Annotated in this window: 18 protein-coding genes and 1 pseudogene; 11 read left to right on the top strand and 8 right to left on the bottom strand. The window is 46.3% G+C overall.

What is annotated here, in order from left to right; all coding sequences use genetic code 11:
* Positions 1 to 15: 15 nt before the first annotated feature.
* From Xsze_RS16640 to Xsze_RS16615, 6 genes are all read right to left on the bottom strand, one after another.
* On the bottom strand, positions 16 to 399 hold the full coding sequence (locus tag Xsze_RS16640) for a DUF805 domain-containing protein (RefSeq protein WP_038235865.1): 384 nt from the start codon (positions 397 to 399) through the stop codon (positions 16 to 18).
* A gap of 66 nt (positions 400 to 465) precedes the next feature.
* On the bottom strand, positions 466 to 1,752 hold the full coding sequence (locus tag Xsze_RS16635; protein WP_038235864.1) for a 4-aminobutyrate--2-oxoglutarate transaminase: 1,287 nt from the start codon (positions 1,750 to 1,752) through the stop codon (positions 466 to 468).
* Entirely contained in the window at positions 1,749 to 2,501 is a 753-nt protein-coding gene (locus Xsze_RS16630) for a cache domain-containing protein (RefSeq protein WP_051462324.1), read from the bottom strand. Before Xsze_RS16630 ends, Xsze_RS16635 begins: the two co-directional genes overlap by 4 nt.
* A gap of 26 nt (positions 2,502 to 2,527) precedes the next feature.
* The gene (locus Xsze_RS16625) at positions 2,528 to 3,277 is read right to left on the bottom strand and encodes a FadR/GntR family transcriptional regulator (protein WP_038235945.1); all 750 of its coding nucleotides are present in this window, start codon (positions 3,275 to 3,277) and stop codon (positions 2,528 to 2,530) included.
* 56 nt (positions 3,278 to 3,333) lie between these two features.
* Entirely contained in the window at positions 3,334 to 4,107 is a 774-nt protein-coding gene (locus tag Xsze_RS16620; RefSeq protein WP_038235862.1) for a nuclear transport factor 2 family protein, read from the bottom strand.
* Between the two features lie 16 nt (positions 4,108 to 4,123).
* On the bottom strand, positions 4,124 to 5,554 hold the full coding sequence (locus Xsze_RS16615) for a gamma-aminobutyraldehyde dehydrogenase (RefSeq protein WP_038235860.1): 1,431 nt from the start codon (positions 5,552 to 5,554) through the stop codon (positions 4,124 to 4,126).
* A gap of 716 nt (positions 5,555 to 6,270) precedes the next feature.
* On the opposite strand from Xsze_RS16615, the gene Xsze_RS16610 reads away from it, so the two are divergent.
* From Xsze_RS16610 to Xsze_RS16595, 4 genes are all read left to right on the top strand, one after another.
* Entirely contained in the window at positions 6,271 to 7,668 is a 1,398-nt protein-coding gene (locus tag Xsze_RS16610; protein ID WP_038235858.1) for a GntP family permease, read from the top strand.
* 28 nt (positions 7,669 to 7,696) lie between these two features.
* Complete coding sequence (locus tag Xsze_RS16605; protein WP_038235856.1) at positions 7,697 to 8,857, top strand: iron-containing alcohol dehydrogenase; 1,161 nt, start codon at positions 7,697 to 7,699, stop codon at positions 8,855 to 8,857.
* A 22-nt stretch (positions 8,858 to 8,879) separates the two neighbouring features.
* Positions 8,880 to 10,373 carry a CoA-acylating methylmalonate-semialdehyde dehydrogenase gene (locus tag Xsze_RS16600; RefSeq protein ID WP_038235943.1) on the top strand — a complete coding sequence of 498 codons (1,494 nt, stop codon included), beginning with the start codon at positions 8,880 to 8,882 and terminating at the stop codon, positions 10,371 to 10,373.
* A gap of 128 nt (positions 10,374 to 10,501) precedes the next feature.
* Positions 10,502 to 11,263 carry an IclR family transcriptional regulator gene (locus Xsze_RS16595; RefSeq protein ID WP_038235854.1) on the top strand — a complete coding sequence of 254 codons (762 nt, stop codon included), beginning with the start codon at positions 10,502 to 10,504 and terminating at the stop codon, positions 11,261 to 11,263.
* A 162-nt stretch (positions 11,264 to 11,425) separates the two neighbouring features.
* Here Xsze_RS16595 and Xsze_RS16590 read toward each other — a convergent pair whose 3' ends face one another.
* On the bottom strand, positions 11,426 to 11,812 hold the full coding sequence (locus Xsze_RS16590; protein ID WP_038235852.1) for a recombinase family protein: 387 nt from the start codon (positions 11,810 to 11,812) through the stop codon (positions 11,426 to 11,428).
* Between the two features lie 38 nt (positions 11,813 to 11,850).
* On the opposite strand from Xsze_RS16590, the gene Xsze_RS16585 reads away from it, so the two are divergent.
* From Xsze_RS16585 to Xsze_RS16570, 3 genes are all read left to right on the top strand, one after another.
* A complete protein-coding gene (locus Xsze_RS16585; protein WP_071991754.1) occupies positions 11,851 to 13,137 on the top strand; it encodes a DUF4158 domain-containing protein in 1,287 nt (428 codons plus the stop codon).
* A 21-nt stretch (positions 13,138 to 13,158) separates the two neighbouring features.
* Positions 13,159 to 13,914 (top strand): Tn3 family transposase, encoded by a 756-nt coding sequence (locus tag Xsze_RS16580; RefSeq protein ID WP_051462322.1) that lies wholly within the window; start codon positions 13,159 to 13,161, stop codon positions 13,912 to 13,914.
* 260 nt (positions 13,915 to 14,174) lie between these two features.
* Entirely contained in the window at positions 14,175 to 14,855 is a 681-nt protein-coding gene (locus Xsze_RS16570; RefSeq protein ID WP_038235849.1) for a nitroreductase, read from the top strand.
* A 255-nt stretch (positions 14,856 to 15,110) separates the two neighbouring features.
* On the opposite strand, the pseudogene Xsze_RS16565 reads toward Xsze_RS16570, so the two are convergent.
* Positions 15,111 to 15,653, bottom strand: a pseudogene (locus tag Xsze_RS16565) (IS982 family transposase); the annotation flags it as partial.
* A gap of 223 nt (positions 15,654 to 15,876) precedes the next feature.
* Here Xsze_RS16565 and Xsze_RS22850 point away from each other — a divergent pair.
* From Xsze_RS22850 to Xsze_RS16545, 4 genes are all read left to right on the top strand, one after another.
* Positions 15,877 to 16,131 (top strand): hypothetical protein, encoded by a 255-nt coding sequence (locus Xsze_RS22850; protein WP_244431878.1) that lies wholly within the window; start codon positions 15,877 to 15,879, stop codon positions 16,129 to 16,131.
* Positions 16,132 to 16,138: 7 nt separating this feature from the next.
* The gene (locus Xsze_RS16555; protein ID WP_038241738.1) at positions 16,139 to 16,750 is read left to right on the top strand and encodes a recombinase family protein; all 612 of its coding nucleotides are present in this window, start codon (positions 16,139 to 16,141) and stop codon (positions 16,748 to 16,750) included.
* An 849-nt stretch (positions 16,751 to 17,599) separates the two neighbouring features.
* A complete protein-coding gene (locus tag Xsze_RS16550; protein ID WP_038241736.1) occupies positions 17,600 to 18,793 on the top strand; it encodes a hypothetical protein in 1,194 nt (397 codons plus the stop codon).
* A 112-nt stretch (positions 18,794 to 18,905) separates the two neighbouring features.
* On the top strand, positions 18,906 to 24,185 hold the full coding sequence (locus Xsze_RS16545; RefSeq protein ID WP_038241735.1) for an RHS repeat-associated core domain-containing protein: 5,280 nt from the start codon (positions 18,906 to 18,908) through the stop codon (positions 24,183 to 24,185).
* Positions 24,186 to 24,339 lie beyond the last annotated feature (154 nt).

Here is a 24,339-nt window from a genome sequence, read left to right as displayed (position 1 = left end):
TTGAAGTGTGCCGAGTTAACGTGTTAAGCCAGATGTGCTTCCTTCGAGTTTGGAACCCGATGTACCATCGCTGCCAATGCTACCTCTTGCTGCCAGTGCCAACACGATCAACCAGCCCAACAGAGGGACGACACCAAACAGTACCCATCCACCGCTCAAGCCGCTGTCATGTAGCCTACGCACTGTCACCGCCAATGCAGGCAAGAAAGTCACCAACAAGTAAAGCCCGGTAAATTTTCCCATGTAGATCTCCGGATTGGCGATCGCAAACTCTCTTTCCAAAAAGGAAATCAGCAAAATCACCAGCAAGTGAAACAGCAGAAATCCCCAGAACTCATACCGCGTAGCACGACCTTTGAACGTGACGTAGTATCTCAACGCCTGTACATAACTTTTCATCCTTTATTCTCCCTTTTGTAGCTGTTGGGTGAATTTTTGAGCACAACACCAGTATCACTGTGCTCATCAGATAGCCTCCCTGGCAGCAACATTCAACAATGCCTCTTCAAGGCGATCCAGAGCCTCGTTGAACACAGCATCCTGAATGGTCAGAGGTGGAAGAAAGCGAATTACGTTGCCATGTACGCCACAGGTTAATAAGATTAGGTTACGTTCCAGTGCATCCAGCCGAACGGCAGCAGTAAAGTCTGGATTTGGTTCCCAACTATCAGCATGGTTAAATTCCACTGCAACCATTAGCCCGGGACCTCGCACATCAGCTATCTGCGGAACTCGCGCACGTAATGTGTTGAGTCGTTGTTTGAGCCGGTTACCAAGTATGATGGCACGTTCACTCAATTTTTCCTCTTCGATCACATCAAGTACTGCATGTGCGGCAGCAATCGCGACTGGGTTGCCACCGAAAGTACCACCCAACCCACCCGGCTGTGCGGCATCGACGATCTCAGCTCGGCCAACTACTCCAGCCAGAGGAAAGCCACCGGCTAAGCCCTTGGCTACAGTGGTCAGATCCGGTACAACGTCGTAATGTTCCATTGCGAAAAGTTTGCCGGTCCGTGCGAAGCCGGTCTGGATCTCGTCAGCGATCAGGACGATGCCGTAACGGTCAGCAATCTCACGCAGTGCTTTCATTAGGGTTGGTGGAGCAGGATAGAAGCCGCCTTCACCCTGAACCGGTTCCAGAATGATGGCGGCTACACGTGAAGGTTCGATGTCAGCCTTGAACAATTGACCCAAAGCCGTTAAGGTCTGTTCGACGCTGATACCATGTAATTCCATCGGGTACGGAACTCGGTAAACATCACCTACCAACGAGCCAAAGCCAGTTTTGTAAGGTACAACCTTACCAGTCAAGGCCATTCCCAGAAAAGTGCGACCATGGAAGGCACCGTTGAAAGCAATCACACCTTGCCGACCGGTGGCAGCGCGAGCCATCTTAACAGCATTTTCCACTGCTTCAGCCCCAGTGGTCACGAACACAGTTTTCTTAGCAAAGTCACCGGGTACAAGCCGATTCAAGCGTTCAGCCAAGGCAACGTAATTCTCATAGGGTACAACCTGATGGCAAGTGTGGGTGAATTTGTCGAGCTGTGCCTTGACCGCTTCAATCACACGTGGATGTCGGTGACCAGTGTTGACTACAGCGATACCCGCTGCGAAATCAATATAACGCTGTCCCTGGGCGTCCCAGATCTCAGCGTTTTCGGCTCTCTCGGCATAGATTTGCGTGGTTACTCCCACGCCCTTAGCAATGGCCGCACTGCGGCGTCCGGCCAGATTGTTTGCTGTCATGAATGAGATCCTTGGTGATGATAATATGGAATTGAAGAAGAATGTATTTGCCTTGACACTGTTTGTGGAAAAACCAGCCGCAGTGCATGAGCTGCAACGACCGTGTCCATGTCAGACCAAAGTGCGCCGGTATGGATACGCGGCGTAGTCGAAATCACAACCCGACCTTGGGAATTAACGATCAGAGCGGGACGTCCCAGTGCACTGAGCACCGGCTGTAGCTGGCGCTCAAGCGTGGATACCAAGACATCTACAGCAGCGACGCCAACGAACATCTTTCCAATCATCACGGGATGTGAAGCCGTGATGGTGTAGTCGCCATTGCAAACATAGTCTACATATGGCCCTTCAATGTAGGGTCTGTGGCGACATGCAGGCTGATCGAACCAATCGAAGGTACGAAAATCCAGACGTTGGCAGGTTTCCTGACTGCGTTCCAGTTGTAAAGGGTGAATGTGGTGGCCGTCTTTAAACCACCATTCCAACGTCCAATAGCCGGGTTCATCGCCGGACTGTGCATGACTGGCGAACCCTGCCCCGTTGCAAAATGGCGTGGCATTGAGGCAGTCTCGGATACCGTTCTGAAGCGCCTGACGTTGCTCTACAGTCAACGTACCAACGGATGTGCGTGGCTGTTGATGGAGAATGTTAACGACAAACTCGGCCAAGCCCGCCGCCGAGCGAGCTGCATTGTCCATAATGCCTTCAAGGGTGTCCTTCACCTGCTCAATGAAAACATCTGTGTGCATCGCTGATCTCCTTTTTTATATGTGGATCAATCGTCCGATACTGCGTCCTTCTGCATAATATTGAGCTTGAGCTTATGTGCGAGCAGTCGGTCAGTCAGCATCGCGATCATATCCTGAGCCTTTACGTAGGCAGCCAGAGCGTCTGCACTGTGCAGTGCTTGCTGGATGCTGCGATAGGCCGCTACGGCTTCGGCATGTGTTTCGTCGTTTTGATACAACGACGTCAACAAAGGCACCCATTCCGCTTGAATTTCTAATTCTTGATTGGCTAGGCGTGGTGACTGCGCATGGGCTGCGATGGTCAGCAGACAGCGCATATCTGCCTGTGTACGGGCATCAGGCTGCTTCTCACTAGCAAAGGTATCTATTAACTCGTTCAGGCGCTTCGATTCACTGGGCATTGAACGTTGTGCTGCCAGCCGTGCACTGTGGCCGACCAATGCACTATGGAATTCACCCAGATCAGCAAGATAAGCCGACGTCATCAGCCGCAAAGGATGATGGGCAAACATCGTCTCGGTCGATACCTGACAAACGAAGCTACCACCATTTCTGCCGCGTCGGGTATCAATCAAGCCACGTTCGCGCAAGGTGTTTAATGCTTCGCGCACAGTAACGGGTGATACGCCCATAAGCCGCGATAATTCAGCTTCATTGGGAAGCTGTGATTCGGCTTCCAACAGCCCGACGACTATAGCATTGCTCAGTCGTTCGACGACCTGCTCCGCACGCGAAGTCTGGCCGATCGGTGTATAGACAAGAGGGGCTGTACTCATAAACGTTCCCTCAAATACCTGATAGGCGTCAGTTGCCATTATATATTCACGCGACATCAAAAAATCCCGTACCCATGCTTGGCTTCGTTATCTTCCGGTACTGGCGTGATGGCGTCCCACATTTCGGCTAACTTGCCGTTTTCCATCCTCCACAGTTCAAAGTAGGCATGGCGAGCACCAGCGATGCGACCTTCAGAATGTGTCAGCACAAACTGACCATCGGCTACAGTACGATGGATTCGATCATATTCCAGTCCATTGCCCTCAGCCTTAAGTTTCTCTAGGAAAGAGATGACCTCTTCAATACCATCGGCGATATCCGGACTGTGTTGCAGAAAGCGCTTACCATCAGTGTAACGGCGAAACCCAGTGTAGTCGCTCTCGATCAGCGTGTGGGTAAAATACTCAATGATGAATGCCCTGTTTTTTTCTCGATCATGCTCAGCGCCCGGTTCAGTTGGACCGTCAAGTTGGGTTCGGCCACTGGCGTTGTGCGCGGCTTCGGGTACCAGCCCATCCCAATGCTCGACAATTTTGTTGTCAGCAACGCGGTAAATGTCAAAACCGACCAACGGATGGTCATTCAGGCCGGTAAAGCGGCCATGGATGGCAACCAGATCACCATCCTGCAAAATTCGGTGGGTCTCGTGACGAAGTTTAGGATGTGTCTGTACTAATTCCTGAAGACCGGTTAAGCCATCAGCGACTAATGGTGAATGTTCGATGAAATCCGGCGAAAAATAGCGATCCAACGCACCTATGTCGCGTTCGTCAAATAATTCGCGATGGGCACGTGCGACAAGGTCTCGCACGGTTTTGTTTTGTGGCATAATAGTTTTCTTCCTGTTAGTCATTGGCGCTCATCACGTGCTTGATGCGCGTGTACTCATCGAAGCCGTAGGCTGACAAATCCTTGCCGTAGCCAGACTTTTTGAAGCCGCCATGTGGTGCTTCGGCAGTCAGTGGGATATGGGTGTTAATCCACACGGTACCGAAGTCTAAATCCCGTGATAGACGCGTGGCTCGACTATGGTCACGTGTCCACACGCTAGAAGCCAGACCATACTCAATGTCATTAGCCTTCTCCAGTGCATCGGCCTCGTCCTTGAATTTTTGTACGGTAATAACCGGACCGAAGATTTCTGTCTGGATAGCTTCATCTTCCTGCTGCAAGCCTGTGATGATAGTCGGTTCAAAGTAAAAACCCGGGCGATCACTTTGCTTACCGCCAATCTCAACCCTGGCATGCGAAGGTAATCGAGCAATGAAGCCTTTAACTCGCTCGAGCTGATTGGCATTATTCAACGGGCCATACAAAGCATCTTCATCGTCAGGGTCACCGAAGCGAATACCCTTAACCTGTTCAATAAGTCTGGAGACGAATTGGTCATACACTGATTCAGCGACCAACACACGGGTCGCGGCCGTGCAATCCTGACCGGCGTTGAACAGGCCAGCAATAGAGATGGTTCCGGCAGCTTTATCCAAATCGGCATCGGCAAACACCAACACCGGTGCTTTGCCACCCAGTTCAAGATGAGCCTTGGTCAAATTAGCGGCGGCTGATGCCGCGACCTGCATGCCAGCACGTACCGAACCTGTGATGGAAACTAGTGCAGGAGTCTTGTGTGAAATCACCCGCTCACCTGCATCAGCTTTACCCAGAACCACATTGATGGTGCCATTAGGAAAGAAGGGCGCAGCCAGCTCAGCGAACAGCAACGTACTTTCAGGTGTGGTATCACTGGGTTTTAATACCACGGTATTTCCTGCTGCCAGTGCTGGAGCAAGTTTCCAGACTGCCATCATCAATGGATAGTTCCAGGGTGTAACTTGGCCGACTACTCCTAGTGGTTCGCGTCGGATACTGGAAGTCAGCCCTGTGATGTACTCAGCTGTAGCTTTACCCTCCAGAAAACGCGCTGCACCAGCGAAGAAACGGATTTGATCCACTGAAATAGCGACTTCCTCTGAAGCGATCAGATGCTTGAGTTGCCCGGTGTTTCGGCTCTGAGCCTCAATCAATCGGTCCCTATTCTTCTCTACAGCATCGGCCAATTGCAGCAAAGCCTTCTGACGTTGTGAGGGCGTACTGAGACCCCATTCTTTGGCTGCTTGCTTAGCTGCTGTATAAGCAGCATCAACGTCGGATTGGCTGGCGTTCGGGGAACGAGCATTAACCTTGCCAGTTACTGGACTGATGAGATCGAAGTAATCAACATCCTTCGATTCGACGTACTGACCATTAATAAAATGTTTTAGCGTAGGTACTGACATTGAGTTATTCCTGACTTTGGTTGCAGATAAAATATAACATATAGTATTATATGTTATATTTTATCTGCAACTGTAGTAATGTGATGGGTACGTCCTTTTCCAATAATAAATAGTACTATTTTCAATTTGGTGTAGTGAATTTCTATTGCCGCATTAATAACAAATCTCAAGTAATTTGGGCAAAATTCCAACTCATTCAGGTCAAAGTGTTTGAGAGTGTCGTGACTGCTCCGCGTTGTAAACGGCGAGGCTTCCACTTCTCAGGCCACAACCATCTGTGCGACGAATGTACGCTGTCCTCTATGGGCAGAAACGACAAATTTCAGTGCCTACAATATGCCTTTCTGCCGGATGTTGATCACTGTATTGATATTGATATCGCGATCATGCTCAATTCCTCAAACAGGGCATGACCAGATACGCTTATGCCGCAGAATTTCCAGCATTTCATACCCGCCCGCACTGAGTAAACAACTGCCTTATCCAATAATTTATAAAGTAATTGTGATAATTATCATGTTTTATTAACAATTTATTAAAGATTGTGTGACTAATGTTTTTTTTCCTATCATTTTTTTCGACACTTTCCGAATATTTAATATCATTAAATGATAAACATATTATCAATAAATGATAAAAATTAACTCAAATTGATTTTTAGTCCATGTAGTTAGGGAATAACCCCTCTCTCATCTTTTGGCATTGGAGAAGTCACTATGTTCAGCATCATTGGGATTATTCTTTCACTACTCATGATGATGTACTTTGCCTATAAAGGCGTAAGCATACTGTTACTTGCTCCCATACTGGCTTCCTTTGCTGTGTTGCTCAGTGGTGATGTATCGCAACTATTCGGTGTTTATACACAAATATTCATGAGCGGTTTAGGTGGCTATGTGGTGAAGTATTTCCCACTTTTTTTATTGGGCGCGGTATTCGGTAAATTGATGGAAGATTCAAATTCCGCACAAGCTATCGCCCATTCGTTAGTAAAAAAATTGAACGGCAATAATGCATTACTGGCAGTTGTACTGACCTGTAGCATCCTAACATACGGTGGTGTATCGCTGTTCGTCGTTGGTTTTGCTGTTTTTCCCATTGCTGCTGCTATTTTCCGTACTGCCAACATTCCTAAGAGATTAATTCCGGGAGCTATTTCTCTTGGCTCGTTGAGTTTTACAATGACTGCACTTCCCGGAACACCAGCAATTCAAAATATGATCCCTATGCCTTTTTTTGGTACGAATGCATTTGCTGCACCCGGATTAGGTTTGATTGGTTCTGTGATCATGTTTGTTGCGGGTTACGCTTGGTTAAGCTATCGGGTAGGCAAAGCCCGGGTGGATTCAGAAGGGTATGAAAATGAAAATATTCCGGCAGAGAAAAATTCACATTTACATGAAGAGATGAACTTACCTGCCTTATGGAAAGCATTATTACCAATCTTTTTAGTTATTGCATGTAACTATACATTTGGAAAATTGATTCCGTTGATGAATACAGAGTATTTATCTGAAGTTAGATATGGACAAACAAAATTACATCACGTTTTAGGATTGTGGTCGATTATTGGAGCGTTAGTGATTTCCTGTCTAAGCATTATTGTGCTGAATTGGTCACGTTGGAAAAATCTGAAAGATACACTGAACAAAGGCACAGTAGGCGCTTTGCTTCCCATTTTCAATACCGCCTCTGAAGTTGGTTATGGTGCTGTTATCGCGTCGTTAGCAGCATTTTCAGTTATTAGTCATTTTCTCTTAAATATATCAGCCAGTAATGTACTTATTTCAGAATCGATTGTTATCAGTATGTTAGTTGGAGCAACGGGATCCGCTTCCGGTGGTTTAAGTATTGCACTCAGCATGATGGGAGAACATTTTTTGCAACTGGCGGATGCATCAGGGATATCACCTGAATTGCTGCATCGAGTGGCGGCAATGGCATCTGGTGGATTAGATACCTTACCCCACAATGGTGCAGTAATTTCATTGTTGGCAATCTGCGGACTAACGCATAAACGCTCTTACCTCGATATTTTCATGGTTACGGTATTGGCGGGATTGCTGGGACTGGTTGCCATCATCGTTCTTGGTTCATTGTTCGGCTCATTTTGATAAACGTACATTTAAATAAGGAGTGAACATGTCTTCTATCGTCTTGCCGCGCATTATAGAGATTGGCGGCGGAACACTCAGTCACCTTCCCTCGGTGCTGCAAAATATTGGCAGCAAAAAACCGTTGATAGTGACAGATCACATGATGGTTAAGTTAGGTTATCTGGCAACATTACAATCTATCCTGCGAGATGCTGGTATTGAGAATGATGTTTATGCTGATACTGAACCTGAACCCACGGCAGCTTCCATTCAGGCAGGAATTAAAAAAGTTCAAAACGAACAGTTTGATGCCGTGATTGCATTGGGAGGCGGAAGCTCTATTGACAGTGCTAAAGCCATTGCCGTGATAGGTAAATTTGGCGGTACAATCAATGAATACCGTTTTCCCCGCCAATTCAACGAACAAGGTCTTCCGATAGTTGCCATTCCCACCACAGCTGGAACCGGTTCAGAATGCACCCGATTCACCATTATTACAGATGAAAAAACCGATGAAAAATTACTGTGTATGGGGACGAGCTTTATGCCAGTCGCGGCGATTATCGACTATGGGCTGACTATCAGTGTTCCCGCACGAACCACGGCAGACACGGGAATTGATGCAATGGTGCATGCAATAGAAGCTTATGTTAGTCGGAAAGCTAATCCCTATTCAGACAGTCAGGCTATTGCTGCTATGCGGCTCATCGGCCCTAACTTGCGGCGTGTTTATCACGATGGCAATAACAAGACGGCCCGAGAATCGATGATGCTAGGGTCAACTCTGGCAGGTATTGCTTTTTCCAATGCCTCTGTTGCTCTGGTACATGGTATGAGCCGCCCTATCGGTGCCTTTTTTCATGTTCCGCATGGATTATCCAATGCCATGCTGCTTCCTGCTGTTACCCGTTTTTCTTTAGATGCGGCAAAAGAACGTTATGCCGATTGTGCCCGTGCCCTGACTTTTGCCTTACCTACAGACAATGATAGCGTTGCCGGTGAAAAACTACTGGCGACGTTAGTTGATTTAAATAAAGAACTTGCTGTGCCTACGCCACAGCAATTCGGTATCGAAAAAGCACGTTTCTTTGCTGTTCTGGATATAATGGCACAACAGGCGGAAGCCTCCGGTTCACCAGCAAATAACCCACGAGTTCCAACAGCAGCGGAAATGGTCACTATTTATAAACAATTGTGGAATGAATAATGGAGTTACCGGAGAAAGTGGTATGAAAATAATCGGACATTTTATTAATGGCAGAGTGGTTGATATCCATTCACGTTTGCAGGAGATTTATAATCCGGCCATAGGTGATGTTATACGTCAGGTCGCGATTGCACCCAAATTCCTCGTGGAAGATGCTATTGCAGCAGCTCAGGCCGCGTTTCCTGCATGGCGTGATACGCCACCAATACAACGGGCACGAATTATGTTTCGGTATAAACAATTACTTGAGGAACATGCCGATGAAATATGCAGCTTGATTGGGCAGGAACATGGAAAAATTCTGCATGATGCAGCCGGTGAACTTCAACGTGGTATCGAAAACGTCGAATATGCCTGTGGAGCCCCCGAAATTTTAAAAGGCGAATTCAGTAAAAATGTGGGTGCAGGTATTAACTCTTGGAGTGATTTTCAACCCTTGGGCGTCGTCGCAGGGATCACGCCGTTTAATTTTCCCGCTATGGTTCCCCTCTGGATGTTCCCTCTGGCTTTGGTCTGTGGTAACACTTTTGTACTGAAACCTTCAGAACGTGATCCCAGTGCTACGCTGTATATCGGTCAATTATTAAAAGAAGCAGGATTGCCCGATGGGGTATTTAATATTGTCAATGGTGACAAAGATGCCGTGGACACCTTACTGACTGACAAACGGGTCAGTGCAGTCAGTTTTGTTGGATCAACGCCAGTCGCACAGTATATCTATTCAACGGCTACCGCTCATGGTAAACGTTGTCAGGCGCTTGGTGGTGCCAAAAATCATGCCATTGTTATGCCTGATGCTGATATGGAAAATGTGGTTAGTTCACTTCTGGGGGCTGCATTCGGTTCATCCGGAGAACGGTGCATGGCATTGTCTGTTGCCGTTGCAGTCGGTGATGATATTGCCGATCAATTGGTGGCTCAACTACAAGAAAGAATGAAGTCCCTGACGATAGGTGTTTATAGTGATAAAAATGATTTTGGCCCAGTGATTACCCGTGAACATCAGCAAAAAATATGTGCTTATATCACCAGTGCAGAACAACAAGGTGCAAAAATTCTGGTTGATGGGCGCAATATCAAAATCTCCGGCTACGAAAATGGTTTTTTTGTGGGTGCCACATTAATTGATTATGTCACTACGAATATGGATAGCTACAAGGCCGAAATCTTTGGTCCTGTCTTGCAAATTATACGTGCAAAAACAATGCAGGATGCAATGAATATCATTGATGAACACGAATATGGTAATGGTACATGCATCTACACTCGCGATGGTGAAGCAGCGAACTATTTTGCTGATCGCATTCAGGTAGGAATGGTTGGAATCAACATTCCTCTTCCTGTCCCTGTTGCCTACCACAGTTTTGGTGGTTGGAAAAACTCCTTGTTTGGCGATCTCCATGCTTATGGCCCAGATGGCGTGCGGTTTTATACCCGACGTAAAATGATCACACAACGCTGGCCATCTGCTAACCTACGTGAGCGCACGGAATTTTCCATGCCCACCATGAAGTAAATTTTTTTCATAATGCCCTGTTAATTCGGGGCATCTTTTCTATTTCATTATATCGGGCGCATCAGCGTTGATTCATGCCAAAGTTAATGCCAACATAAATAAATATTTCTTCGGAATGGAACAATACTTTGAGTGCTCATCAAGATAAAAACTCCGCTGTAACACGAATGCTGGCTATTATTGAGCATATTGCAATATCAGATGCCCCTTTATCGTCATCCGAGATTGCACATGATTTAGCGATCCCTATACCTACAGTACACCGCCAGCTTGCCCAACTGAAAAATGACGGTTATTTACAACTGGGTCTACATGGTCTTTGGGAACCCGGTAATCGATTATTTCGTATTTCTCAGGGAGTTTGGAACAGTACCCGTTTTAAATCCAGCAGGACGATGATATTAAAAACTCTGGCACATAAAGTGAATGAAACATGTGGTATCTCAGTTCCCAATGGTTTAGAAATGCTCTATTACGAACGTGTTCAGACGAATTGGCCATTGCAAATTAACCTACCGGAAGGGAGCCGGACTCCTCTATGGTGTACAGCAAGTGGGAAACTTTATCTGGCGAACCTACCCGCCTCAAAACGTGAAAAGCTGCTTCATGATCTGCCTATTCATCAAATGGCTCGGAATACAATAACCAATCTCATTGACTTAAATCATGAATTGAACACAATAGCAAAAACACAGGTCAGTACAGATAATGAAGAATTTATCGATGGCATGGTAGCCTGTTCCGTTCCTGTTAAAGATCACAAAAACCGATTGATTGCTTGTGTTTATATACATGCACCAGCCATTCGTGTTTCACTGGAATCATTATTGGCGTTTACTGAACCGATGCATGATGCAGCACAATCACTCAGCCAGCTTGAATATTATTAATTGATACAAGTAAGCAATCCACCTATCTATTTGGTATTGCTTACTTGTATTGATCACATATCCATTTTAAATAAAATTGAATTTTACTTCGGGTCCGGCGGAAGACCCCTCGAAAATGATGAGTAACGAGGCCTCAATGTTTTTTAGATTAAAATCACATTTTCAGTACGACTCTGCTTCAGCTTGCTCGCTGCTCTCTTTCCTGCATTGCAAAAGATAAGAAAAAAAGGTTCGTCTTCCAACGCCGGTCTGTTCACAAACTTCTGCGGCCGTTTTATCTGAATTTTCGTACAAAATTCTGGCATTTTCACATTTCTCAATGTGGGGTCGTGGGCGGCCACCACGTTTACCTCTGGCTTTAGCCGCAGCTCTTCCGGCTGCTTCCCAGCCAGGGCTGTTCATGCGTGAACCCGTCATTTTGTCGGTAAATATTTTTCCGCAGCCCGCTGTTTTTAAGGCATCAATTTGTGAATCCAGATTTTGGCTGATGCTACTGACCCGGGCATACCCCACACGACTTGGAGAACATTTTGATATTCCGTCACTCATAGTGCAAAAACCTGAATTATATACATCATAAATGCACGATGATTATAGCAACGGTTTTTGCACTCACTTACGCTGAAAGAGAGGTGTTGACACAATTTCGTAATACTAAAACGCGTATTTTTTTCATACTGCAACTGGGTTATTGCAAGGCTAAACAGCAGGTCTTCAATTTTTCATTAGACGATGTTTGTCACGATGTTCAGTTTATTTCGAATACCTTTTACTATGATAGTCATTCATCCTCAATATCGTTCACCTGGCGGATTTCACGTGATTATGTGCGGCTTCAGCGGCAGGTGATCCTTTCCCTGTTCGATTATGATTTCTGGACATCGGATTTGGCTCCAGAAATACAGCCCCACATGAGTCATCTGCTCCGTTATTATCCAAAAGGACATAGCGCCTTTCGCCAGTTGTTAGTTTACTTTGATCACCGAAAGATCCTTCTTCCTTCCTATACCACATTACAGGATATATTCAGCCGGGCATTTGCCGACGAAGATAAGCGACTGAAGGGAATTATTGACTCCGTACCTGAATTAATCGGAAACCAGCTGACAGCACTCATTGCTCAGGAGGAAGGTATTACCGCACTCAATAAGGTTCGCGCAGATCAAAAGGATTTTCAGTATACCGCCGTCAGAACAGAGGTGAGCAAAGCCTTGCGGTTGGAAGCGTTGTACACATTTACCAACACATTCATTCCATCATTACATTTATCGAAAAACGCAGTACGCTATTATGCAGAGATGACTGAACAATATGGCGCATATCGGCTGCGCAGGTTGAACAAACATCAACAAGGGTTATACACACTCTGCTTTGTCCATCATCGCTACCAACAGATCATGGACAACCTGATTGTCAGTTTCAGTTATCATGTCCGGTCGGTCATGGACGCGGGTAAAACCTACGCCTCGATGGCTCATATGGAACACAGTTCAGGGATAGTCACTCATTTTCCCAAGCTGGTGAAATTTCTGAAATGGTTTCCGAACAGAAACCCGGATCTGACATCAGAAGAGCTGAATGAAATCGCTTATGGCTTCTTACCCAAGGCGCAATTCACGGCGCGGGTGACTTTTCTGGAAGGGAAATCCTTTGATAAGAAAGCCGCTTTGTGGGAATTTTACGGAAAATCATTCCGTGTATTCTCATTGTATTTACGCCCGGTATTTATCACTGTGGCATTTGAATACTATAAAGCAGACAGTTATGTCGGCGAACTGATCAATATTTTAAAATCACATTATACCCGTGGCAAACGCCCCTCTGATTTTAAAATTTGTGATGATTTGGGGTGTGGCGAGGATTTACCCACCTAAAAGATAGCCCATTATGTTGCTGTGAATGCGAAAAATATCGGGCTGAATAAGTTGAATTTTGTCACACTCGATTCAATAGATGTAGATTATGTGCCCAGTATCAAAAATGTCAGCAGCGCGGCAGACGATTTCTATGCCGTTAAGCCACAGGGTAGCAATGAGAGTGTAATTAAAACTGAATCTATCATCAATGTTGAACGTATCCGTTCTCAAAAACGTGGAATAATACGGGTGTTATTGTCACTCATCTTGCAGGAAAATACGCAAAGTAACATCATTCGCAAACTTAATTCCCATACCCGATATGCCAGATTAAAAGCAGCTCTGTTTGAATACAATGAAATTTTTAAAAGTCTCCACGTATTGAACCTGATCGATGACATGCAACTCAGAAAAACCATACGAAGTGCCAGAAATCGCACTGAAGCTTACCATCAGCGCCAGAGTAACATCAGGAAAACCTATCATGGCATTTTTCAGGGGAAAAAGATTGTGGATAATCGGATCAGTGCCCGTGCTGCCAGATTAATCGCTAACTGCATTATCGCCTACAATAGCCTTGTCCTACATTCAGTTTATGAAAGGATGTTGACCAACGGAGTGTCTCAGGAAATCATGGATGAATTTATCCGAATATCGCCAATAGCCTGGAGCTATACCCTATTGACTGGACGCTACAATCTAAAGAAAAGTAAGGGTGAAATAGATGTTGAAGCCATGTCCTTAATGTTGGAGGAGTATGTGAAACAACATTTTTGGAAAGATGAGTCTTCCTAATTCGTCATTTTCGAGGGTTCTTCCGCTGGACCCGCGAAACAGAAGAGGGTGAAATGCCTTCTCGTCTGGCGACTTCTGATAGGCTACCTTCGCTAAGAACAGCAAGGAATATTTGCATCGCGCGGGCATTTATTTGGGTTAAATCTTTCATTTGTGCATAATTCGCAAAAGTGTTTGCGGAATTATATAGTTTTTTCGAACGACTCACACGCCTAAAATAGCCAGCAATATTGTGATTCACTAATAATGAAAGAGAAAAAATGAGTACAACTACACTGGCATTTGATGAAACAATCCGCAATCGTTTTTCTCCCCGTGCGTTTTTGCCGGAGCCTCTTACAGAAGAGCAAATACGTCAGGTTTTGACAGATGCCCAGAGTTCTCCATCTAACTGTAATAATCAGCCGTGGCATGTCCATATTGTATCGGGTAAGACCAAAGATGCATTGGAGAAAGCCATGGTCCGGAATCATTCAGAAGGTATTGTCACACCGGATTTTACCTTTGATTACGCTGATTTTTATGGGGATTATTTTGACCGAAGCCAGGAGCAAGCGCGGATTTATTATGAAACCCTCGGGGTGACACGCGAAGACAAAATTAAGCGGGATGAAGTGTATATACGAAACTTCAAATTCTATGGTGCCCCCCATGCCGCTTTTCTGTTTATGCCTTCATTCGGTGATAACATCCGCGTTGCATCAGATATGGGAATGTATGGTCAGACGTTTCTTTTGTCCCTTGCGGCTAGGGGTTACGCAGGTATTCCACAAACCTTACTTGGTTTTCATGCAGATACGGTAAGAGAAATACTCGGTGTATCAGAACAGTATCGTCTGTTATTCGGTATTTCGTTTGGATATGCTGACCCAAATGCGCCTACTCATCATGTTCGCATGGGGCGCATTTCTATTGACGAAAGTGTCACTATTCACAGTTAATTCATCAGAATTGATACAAATATTACAGTAAGCCCGTTTACAGCCAGAAAACTGGCTGTAAACGGGCTATTTAAATGGAGGTTCCTGAGAAATGGAAAGCTTAAGGCATAGGGTACGGTTGAGGAAATTGCTCATGGCAGCAAAATATGCCTTTAATCTGATCGTTAAAATTGCTCTATTAATTAACCCGAATTCCGTTTAAGCCGTCATTGGAAAATCTTCTTCTGAGTAGAAAACTTTCAGTGACGGTTTCTTTCATTTTAGACAGTAAGCAATGACACCCCCTAAAACGGTCAATAGAAATCCTTTTATACTTCGGTGCCGAGAATGCTCTATTTGAGAAATGGTTTTTAATTGCCCATTAATTGTTTCAATAATAAAACGCTTTGGTAACATTATTTTATCCCACTCAGCCAGCACTCGCGCTTTCATGTTGCGGCGCTTTTTCGTCATAAAAGTCACACCGGTTTGCGCTAAATTGTCTGCCAGTTCCTGACTCAGATAGCCTTTGTCACCATAAAGAGAACCCGTTAATTCTTTTGCTAATTCGAGAACCGGCTCCCGATCATCCACGTTACCAGCGGTGACTTTGAGTGCCAGAATTTCGCCCTGATGGTTAACAATTAAGTGTAATTTGAAACCGTAAAACCACCCCATCGAGGTTTTTCCGCGCTGTGCCACTCCCTCAAACACCTTATGACGGGGAATACGGATGTTATGGCACACCCGCAAACTCGTGGAATCAATAAAAGCAATCCCCGTGGGTTTTCCTTTTAATTGAGTCAGATAACTGCATAGCGCTTCCTGGATCAGCGCGGAGTTTAAGCTCTATCTATTAAAAGAATTCCAACGGCTCAAACAAGCAGAAAATGAACAGAAAAATCTGGAATGGAATGTTTCGCGCACTCTGGCCAAGGTCAACTATCATATTCATACAGAGTCAATAAAAACGAACATTATTCCCGCCCTGGAGCTTAACCCAAAAGCAAGAAACTTTGCTTACGCTAATGAGGCCGATATATTGAATCTGGCTTTGTTTGGCAAGACAGCCAGCGACTGGCGTAAAGAGAACCCTGAACTAAAAGGCAATATACGGGACTATGCCACACTGGAACAGCTTGTCATGTTATCTAATTTAGAAAGCTTCAATGCTGAACTTATCGGGCAAGGCCTCTCTGCCAACGACAGGTTCCAAAAGCTGAATCGCGTTGCTGTCAGTCAAATGAAGATCCTGATAGAAAACAAATCCATTGAAAAACTTAAACAATTAAAATAGGCCGTTCATGCGAATTGGGTATACCCGTGTCTCCAAATCTGATGGAAGTCAGGTGCAGGATCTCCAACTGGATGCTTTACTTGCTGCCGATGTTAATAAAGAAAACATTTATCAGGATGAAATATCCGGGAAGTCAGACAAACGTCCTGGATTGGATGCCTGTTTGAAAGCCCTCAGGCCTGGCGATGTGTTAATGGTATGGAAGCTTGACAGGCTTGGCCGAAGCTTAAAACACCTGGTGAATACTATCCATGATCTTGCGGATCGAAAAATAGGATTTAAGGTACTGACCGGGCAAGGGGAAGAAATTGATACGACGACGGCCAGTGGCAAATTGGTCTTTGGGATTTTTGCCGCGCTGGCCGAATTTGAACGGGAGTTGATCAGTGAACGAACAAAAGCAGGGCTGGGAGCGGCCAGAGCAAGAGGACGTGAAGGCGGACGTTCTTTTAAACTCACAAAATCTCAGGTTCGCCTGGCACAGGCTTCCATGAAAAGTAGAGACTGTAGCGTATCTGAATTATGTGAAGAGCTTGGGATTAGCAGACAGGCTCTCTATAAGTATGTAGGGCCAGATGGGGAACTCAGAGAACACGGCAAAAGAGTATTAAAATCTTAGCGCTAACTGAGTACCCATTTTTTTCTCATCAACTTTGAACCCTATCGGGGGATGGGCAAAAATAGCCATATTGTCGAGAGCGTAAAAAACCTTGGGGCACTACATTGATGTTATGCCGCGATAGCTAATATAAATATAGAACTATCAACCGTACTCCGCTAGCTCATAATTTTGATGCTGGGATACCAACGCTCAAGTTTTGCCTTTAGCTTGCCGTTCAGAACGGTCATCTGAGGGGAGATTGCCCCAAGGTTTTTTATGCTCTCGCTCCTAAAATTTCTTTATCAGAAGCTGCCTGCTCATAGGGCGTTATGTTTCTATCAATTGTCTTATAAAAATGATAATATAGCTTGAGAATTATTTTAACCATAATGTTTCATATTTATATAGATAAAATAATAATTCGTAAATTATGTTTTATTTTAATGCTTGCACTATTTTCTCATGTTTACTTTATTGTTCTGAAATCTGTTACCCATACTTATTTAACTTTAAGGTACAGAGTTGATATTTAAAGTAATTATTAAAAATAATAAATCATTCAAAATGGTTAGAATAAATTTTTAATTAACAATCATAGGCTGTAAATATTTTAATCAAAAATAAATCCATTTTAATATTTTCCCATAAGGGAAAGATGCTGATGTGCAATCCGTATTTATCAATATTACATATTGATTATGATTCATATTATACAACTGTAACTATTTTATAAGTATCTAATAGAAAGCATAAATGACATGGTTTTGAATAAGAACTTGATGATATGGCAGTCTAAGACTGATAAAGAAAATACTATCCAAAAAACTTGGGTGGCCTATTTTTTCTAATACAAAAGAGGAAATTTATATGAATGATTTGATTTTTAACGCCCAAACGCAAACGATAAAAGATAAGTCGGATGCGGAGAAATATATCGTCGATACCTTTGATATCGAATACCCTGAATCCCACGGACACGACGCTAAAATATATGGCAATGGCAGAAATGCCGTTCATGTTCGGGTGCATATCAAACTACTTAACCAGGACGGAACACCGGTACAAATATCTTCGCATAAAATGCGTGAATCTCTTCATTTGTATGACAGCGTGAGCAAAAAAATTATCTGGAACGTACGTGGCATGTCAGGAAACAATTTTAGTGGTGGTCCGTCAGATGGGATTCATTCTGATGATGTGGTGGCTTTTGAGCTACCAGGCTATTACAGTGCTGGACGTTATCCAAACTCGGGGGAAAGTGAAATACAGAATTATACAGCACCGTCATTAGACGCGATGACCTTGGATTATTATGTTCAGTCAGCTAAATCGTTTCAGTTACCTGTACACCTTTCTCTCTCTGGGTATTTCTCCACCACTTCGGCACTGCCTGATGCCAAGTCCATCACAACCAGTAACAACAATAAACCACCTCTAAAACTGACTGTGGAACCGTTCATACGCTACAGCGATCCCGCTCTTTGGGCCTTAACAACACTTGATGAGCAGGTAAAACTTGTCGATGCCCCAGACATTAAAGTGCATAACATTCAGCGTCAGCATGTGCAGGTTGCCTATCAACGATACCTGCTAACTCACCATGATGTATTCGCTAGTCTTTCAGGTAATAAAATTTCCACATTTATTAGGTCACCTTCAAGCTCCCCCAATATTTTTGGGATGTGGCCACATCCCAGTGGACAAGCCTTTTTTGATGGTGTCAAGGAAAAAACAACCTACACTCAGGCAATGGCTTGGGTGCTTCCTGAGCACAGTGGGAGTATTAATATCAGCGGCACAGTGATGATCGGCTCCCTGGAAGATACGAATAAGTACATTGTCGATTTTAACAAGAACCTTAAATTATGTACTGTGCAACTCAGCGAACATGCTATTACCGTGGTATGTGCGAAACTTATTGTAACGGATGAGCCTCACTTCAAATTGTCAGGTTACCAGGAAAAGACGCAGGCAACAGTCTCGATTGAAGATAACTTCGGACATCAACAAAAAGTGAATATTTCATTTAACAAAAATACAGGGACCCCCTCTGTTATCTGATATTCCATAATTTTCTGTTCATAAACTGTACCGAATAACTGTCTTTGGTGCAGTTTAGTTTGTCTTTGTCCGCGAATCCGAGGAAGAAGGCAATAGCCTTCTTGAATAACTTATGATAAATGTGCAAACTCAGGCGCATAATTTTACCAGCGCTGCCCAGGCGGGTGTTGACCCCCGCACTGGTATTTTCAGCTTTGGCCTCCCGCTGGCCACGCTGTCAGGGCACCAAAATCAGGGACCGTTCCTTGCTCTGCGGTTAAATTACTCCCCTTTGCAGCCTCAGGACGCCTTCGGGCTTGGCCGGGGCATGTCATTTGGTTTGACCAGCTATGACGCTTCCACCACCCCTGGGCGCCTGCAACTGGCATCTGGGGAACAATATCGTGTCAACCACAATGCAGCCGGGACTCATTTGACACTGCGTCAGTGCAGGCGACCACCAACATTGACGATTGAAATGCAGATTTCCGAAGAGGGCTCGCGATGCGTGGTACGTCATAACACGGGCATGGTGGAGATCCTGAAAAAATATGCTCAGGAAATGTGGCTGCCGGTCCAGATAATGTCACCAATCGGCCGAAGTCTGCATCTGGAATGGAATGACAGACATCGACAGGGGACTTATCTTCTGACCCGTATCACTGGCGAGGCAGGTAACGTATTGTGTAAGTTTGACTATGACTCCTATCTTTCCATCACAATTTGGCCGGATACCCTCGAAACCTTGACTTTTAATCTGTTGAAGACCAATGGCTACCTGCGCAAGATCAAAAACGTCAGCCAGCCGGCCACACCACTCACTTGGTCGCTGGACTATGACCCGCACACAATATTTCCCGGCGATGTCAATCCGCTTTCGTATCTTGTGACACCGGCGGGGTTGACCCAAAAGGTGGACTATGCAGCCAGACAGATGCTTTACAACACCCGTCACGGTCAGGGTGGGCTACCGGCAGTAACCCGGAGTTTGCTCTCCCCTGGATTGAAGCAACCCTTGCTACAGATAGCCTACCGTTACGACGGTAACAACTATTTAGGACACGGGGCGCAGTTTCAGGATTTTAATGAAAACGATGACAACCTTTTTTCTGTGCCAGGCAGTCATTATACCTACTGGACTGAAGAGCGAGTACACCATCCTGATGGCGGCGAGCAGGTTACCCGGCGTACCTATAACAAATTCCATTTGCTGACGGAGGAACGATTTACCCAAGGGGATTGCACACATACCAAAACTACCCACTATTATGCCGATGAAAATAAGCCGTTTTCGCAACAGCTATCGACCTATCAGTTTCCGAAACAAAATCTGTCGCATTGGCAAAAAGGAAATACTGCCTCTCCGATGTTATCGACATCAATGGAATACGATGAGCAGGGCCATCAGACATGCCAAACCACAGCGGATGGCACCATTGTGAAGATGCAATGGTACCCGGCTATCGGTGAACCCGGCAGGTGTCCGGCTGACCCTGGTGGTTTTTCGTGCTTTATCAAGAGCCGTACTGTATACCCGCCTCAGACATTCAAAGATGAACCGATTACCCGGGTTGAATACACTTATATCGATATCGCCGAAAAGGCGAAACATCGTCGTCAGGCGGTTATCATGCCACTGACGGAAACTCATTTTCTGTATTCACGGGAAAGTGAAGCACATCTGGTGCGGCAGAACGTTACCTATGCCTACTATTGTGACGATGTGTCAGCCAGCAACTTTGGGCGTCTCGAACGGAAGACCACCACTTTCCGTAATGACAACTCGCCGGCACATCCTTATGTGCAGCACACGGACTATGCCTTTGTTTTCAACAGCCATCAGTTAACTCGCACGGTGACACTGAGCACCCAAGCCAATGCTGCCGACTCAGACTATGGCGGGATGACACGGATTACGTCGGATACCGTGTCCACGCTCAGCGGCCTCGTGCAAACCCAAACGGACAGTGCGGGAAGTACCCTCCAAAACTATTTTAATGCACTGGGACAGCAAACCGGCATGGTACTGCACCCGGATGAGGCTGAGTATCGTCAGGAGACACGGATTGACTGGCAACCGACCAGTGCCTCGTCGCCTGCCCAAGTCACGAAAACCGACCCTTTAGGTAATCGGATACGGATATCTCATGATGCTCTGGAGCAGGTTCTGGCGTCTGAAATTCAGGACAGTGACGGCCCGGCGTCAGCCCGTGACGTGTGGCATACGATGTTGCAGCATACCCTAGATTCATGGGGAAGGGTCACGGAAAGCATGCAGACAGATTATCTCCGGGCGCCTGAAACCGATATTGTCACTCCTGCTCTTCTAAGAGAACGAATCGAGCTCCGGACAACCCTGACCTATGACTATTGGGGGCAGGTCAGCACAATTACCGGCAGTGACGGGATTGTGCACCATAGCCTAGCGGACCCGATAGCCTGTACCGTGACACGCTGGACCACCGACCGAACTGGCAAGGACACGGCTTATATCGTCACCCACCACCACAAGTACACGCATCAGGTGGTGAAAATGGAAGTGTTTGAGTCTGCAGACGCTTTGATACATAACACTCCTTATAGTATTAGTCATCAGGAATGGGATGGGGTCGGGCGTTTGCGCACCGTCACCGATGCACTGGGGCGTGTCACCCGGTATGAATATGATGTGTTTGGACGCCCGTTGCGTACGGTACTGGCGGACAAGACCCAGATTACTCGGCGCTATGCCCGCTTCAGTAGCGCCCCCCTGCCCGTTGCGGTGGCCGTGATGGCCCCAGACGATACAACAGAAACAGTGCTGGGTGAACAGCGGTTCGATGCGCTGGGACGCCCAGTCAGCATGACTGTCGGGGGACGAACTACCACGTATACCCATGAGCTTAATCCGAAAGCTCGCCCCAACAAAAACAGCATTATCGAACCGGATGGATCGACACAGGATTACTTGAACGAGCCACGCCTGGGAGGGGCGCTAACGGCAGTCACGGCGACACAGCCGGGCGGTAAAAAAGTGCATAAAACGTACCGTTACACGCCGAAAACTGGCCATCTGCTTGATATGACAGAAGGAAATTCGGTGGTGACGGCGTTGTACTCGCCGTCAGGGCATGCGGCAGGGGAGATCACGAGTGTGCACAGTAGCAAGGCGCTGTCCACACACCGTCTATATTCTCTGGCGGGACGACTGCAGCAGGAGCGCCGTGGTGATGGCAGTTGCTGGACTTACAGCTATGCCACTTCCGGAAACCAGGTCGGCTTGTTGACCCAGATGACGGACGACAAGACGGTGAAAGTAGTATTTTTCTATGACGGTCTGAACAGAGTTGCCCAAACGGTGGCAACTGCCCTGCAGTCCCGGCATGTACTAAAAACCGACATCGAGCGCGATGCCTTCGGCCGGGAGGTGAAGCGTATTTTTAACAGCAATGCCCAAGACACCCGTACATTGCTACAGGAGTATGATGTGGTTGGTCGCGTGGTCAGACGCACCCTACACAAAGGAGACCATCAGGGGGAGGTGCTGACAGATGAACAATTCACGTATGACCTACGCAGTCGCCTGAGTGACTACCGGGTCAGTGGCAGTCTGCTCCCCAAGGATGCGTATGGTAACGCGATAGTACGACAAACCTTCATGGCAGACGCACTGGACAATATCACAAAATGTGTCACGACGTTGCAGACGGGGGAGAGCAATACCGCTACCCATCACTATAAAAATGCAAAAGACCCCTGCCAACTAAGCTATGTAACAAATACACTGACTTCTAGGGGGTATCCATCGAAGATCCCACTACTGTACGACGGTGCAGGACGCTTAGTCAGAGATGAGGTGGGCCGGATACTACGTTACGATGCGCTTGGACGCCTGAATCGGGTGGAAAGTGCAAAGCACGGTAGCGGTGACTACGGCTACGATGCCTTTGATCGTCTGGCCTGGCAACAAGGAGACGATACCCGTCTCCTGCATCGGCTGTACTATGACGATAACACGCTGACCAATGAATGGATCAGCGCATCGGAACAAAACCAACAAGCAGATACTATTATCCGGTATCTGGGCACGGTAGCCCAGACTACGCTGGAGTCGCACGGGGAAGAGACGCTGCTACTGGGAACCGACCAGAAACAAAGCGTGATGGCGGTCTGTCGCGAGACCCTAACCGACCAGACATATACCCCGTACGGCTTGAGCAGGCCATCCGACAACGCTAAATCCCGCGCGGTCAAGGGATACAATGGAGAGCGGTGTGACCCGATAACAGGTACCACGCACCTGGGGAATGGCTATCGAGCCTATAATCCGGTGCTGATGCGCTTTCATTGTCCGGACAGCTGGAGTCCGTTTGGCAAGGGCGGTCTTAATTCGTATGCCTACTGCGGTGGCGACCCAATCAATCACGCGGATCCTAGTGGTCATGTTAACTGGTGGAGCGTGGGGTTCGGGATTTTTGGGATTGTAGCTGCCGGGATAGCGGCAGTGCTTCTGGCACCAGTGACCGGGGGAGCATCACTGGCGCTGCTGGTTGTTGTGACAACCTCGGCAGTAGTTTCCGGTGCATTGGACATTGCCAGTGGGGCGCTGGAAGACAGCCATCCCGAGCTGAGTCGCAAGCTGGGAACAGCCGCTTTAATTGTCGGCATTCCGGCGATGGTGGACGGTATTGCACGCCTGCCGGGCATGGTGCGAGCAGGATACAACTTGGTGCGTCAGGCACCGAAGTTATTGCGTGGGGCGAATGAACTGTACAATGCGGGGGTGAGGAACCTACTAAGCGCAAATCGATTAGCTATAACTAACACGTCGACACAAATAACTGCATGGGGTCCAATTAAAATTGGAAGCATCACAGCTTTTGGCGTTAGTGGGCACGATGTGGCTTATGTGTTTACTGATCTTCATAAAGGCAGGCAGCGTCTAAATATCGTTGGTCATGGCTGGGTTGACCACCATACAGGTATGAGCGTGATTAGTATGACAGAAATTCATGGGAATACGGCTAGAAGTATAGATGGTGCTGAGCTTGCCGGGATGTTGGAAAGAAATGGAGTTAATTTTCGAGATTATCGTAGTGCCAGGATGGTAGTTTGCTACTCGGCAGACGGTGAAGGAGCAAGCCTTGCTGCTCAATTTGCTTTACGCAGTGGTTTGGAAACCAAGGGTTTCCATGGCGAAGTCTATACTTGGACAGAGTGGCCGCAAGATTATTTTCCTAATTTGCAGGGAGTCGCGAAAACAAAATTTAAGTCTGGAGGTTTCGGCATAATAGATGAGGATTTTTTGCGGGAAGCAGAAAAGGAACTAAATGCAGTTCTGCTCGATAATGTAAAATTTGGACACCAGCCATTTAAAATTTTGAAGAAGGGCTTTGAGTATCGCCCCCACAGGTATTATCCGGTGGGAGTATAATTATGAGCCCCCATAGGGCTTGCAATTATCTGGAACTCGGCCTCCAGAACTATCCCAAGCCTATACATGGAATTGCGTAAATACCTGCAGTCTCGGGGATTGCCTAGCATCAGAATACGTTTAAGGCCTTACGATTAAGATGAAGTGTAACTTG

The organism is Xenorhabdus szentirmaii DSM 16338 (genome assembly GCF_002632585.1).
GTDB classification, from domain to species: domain Bacteria; phylum Pseudomonadota; class Gammaproteobacteria; order Enterobacterales; family Enterobacteriaceae; genus Xenorhabdus; species Xenorhabdus szentirmaii.
Note: the sequence above shows the minus strand (reverse complement) of the source record. Positions and strands in the feature narration are given on the sequence as shown.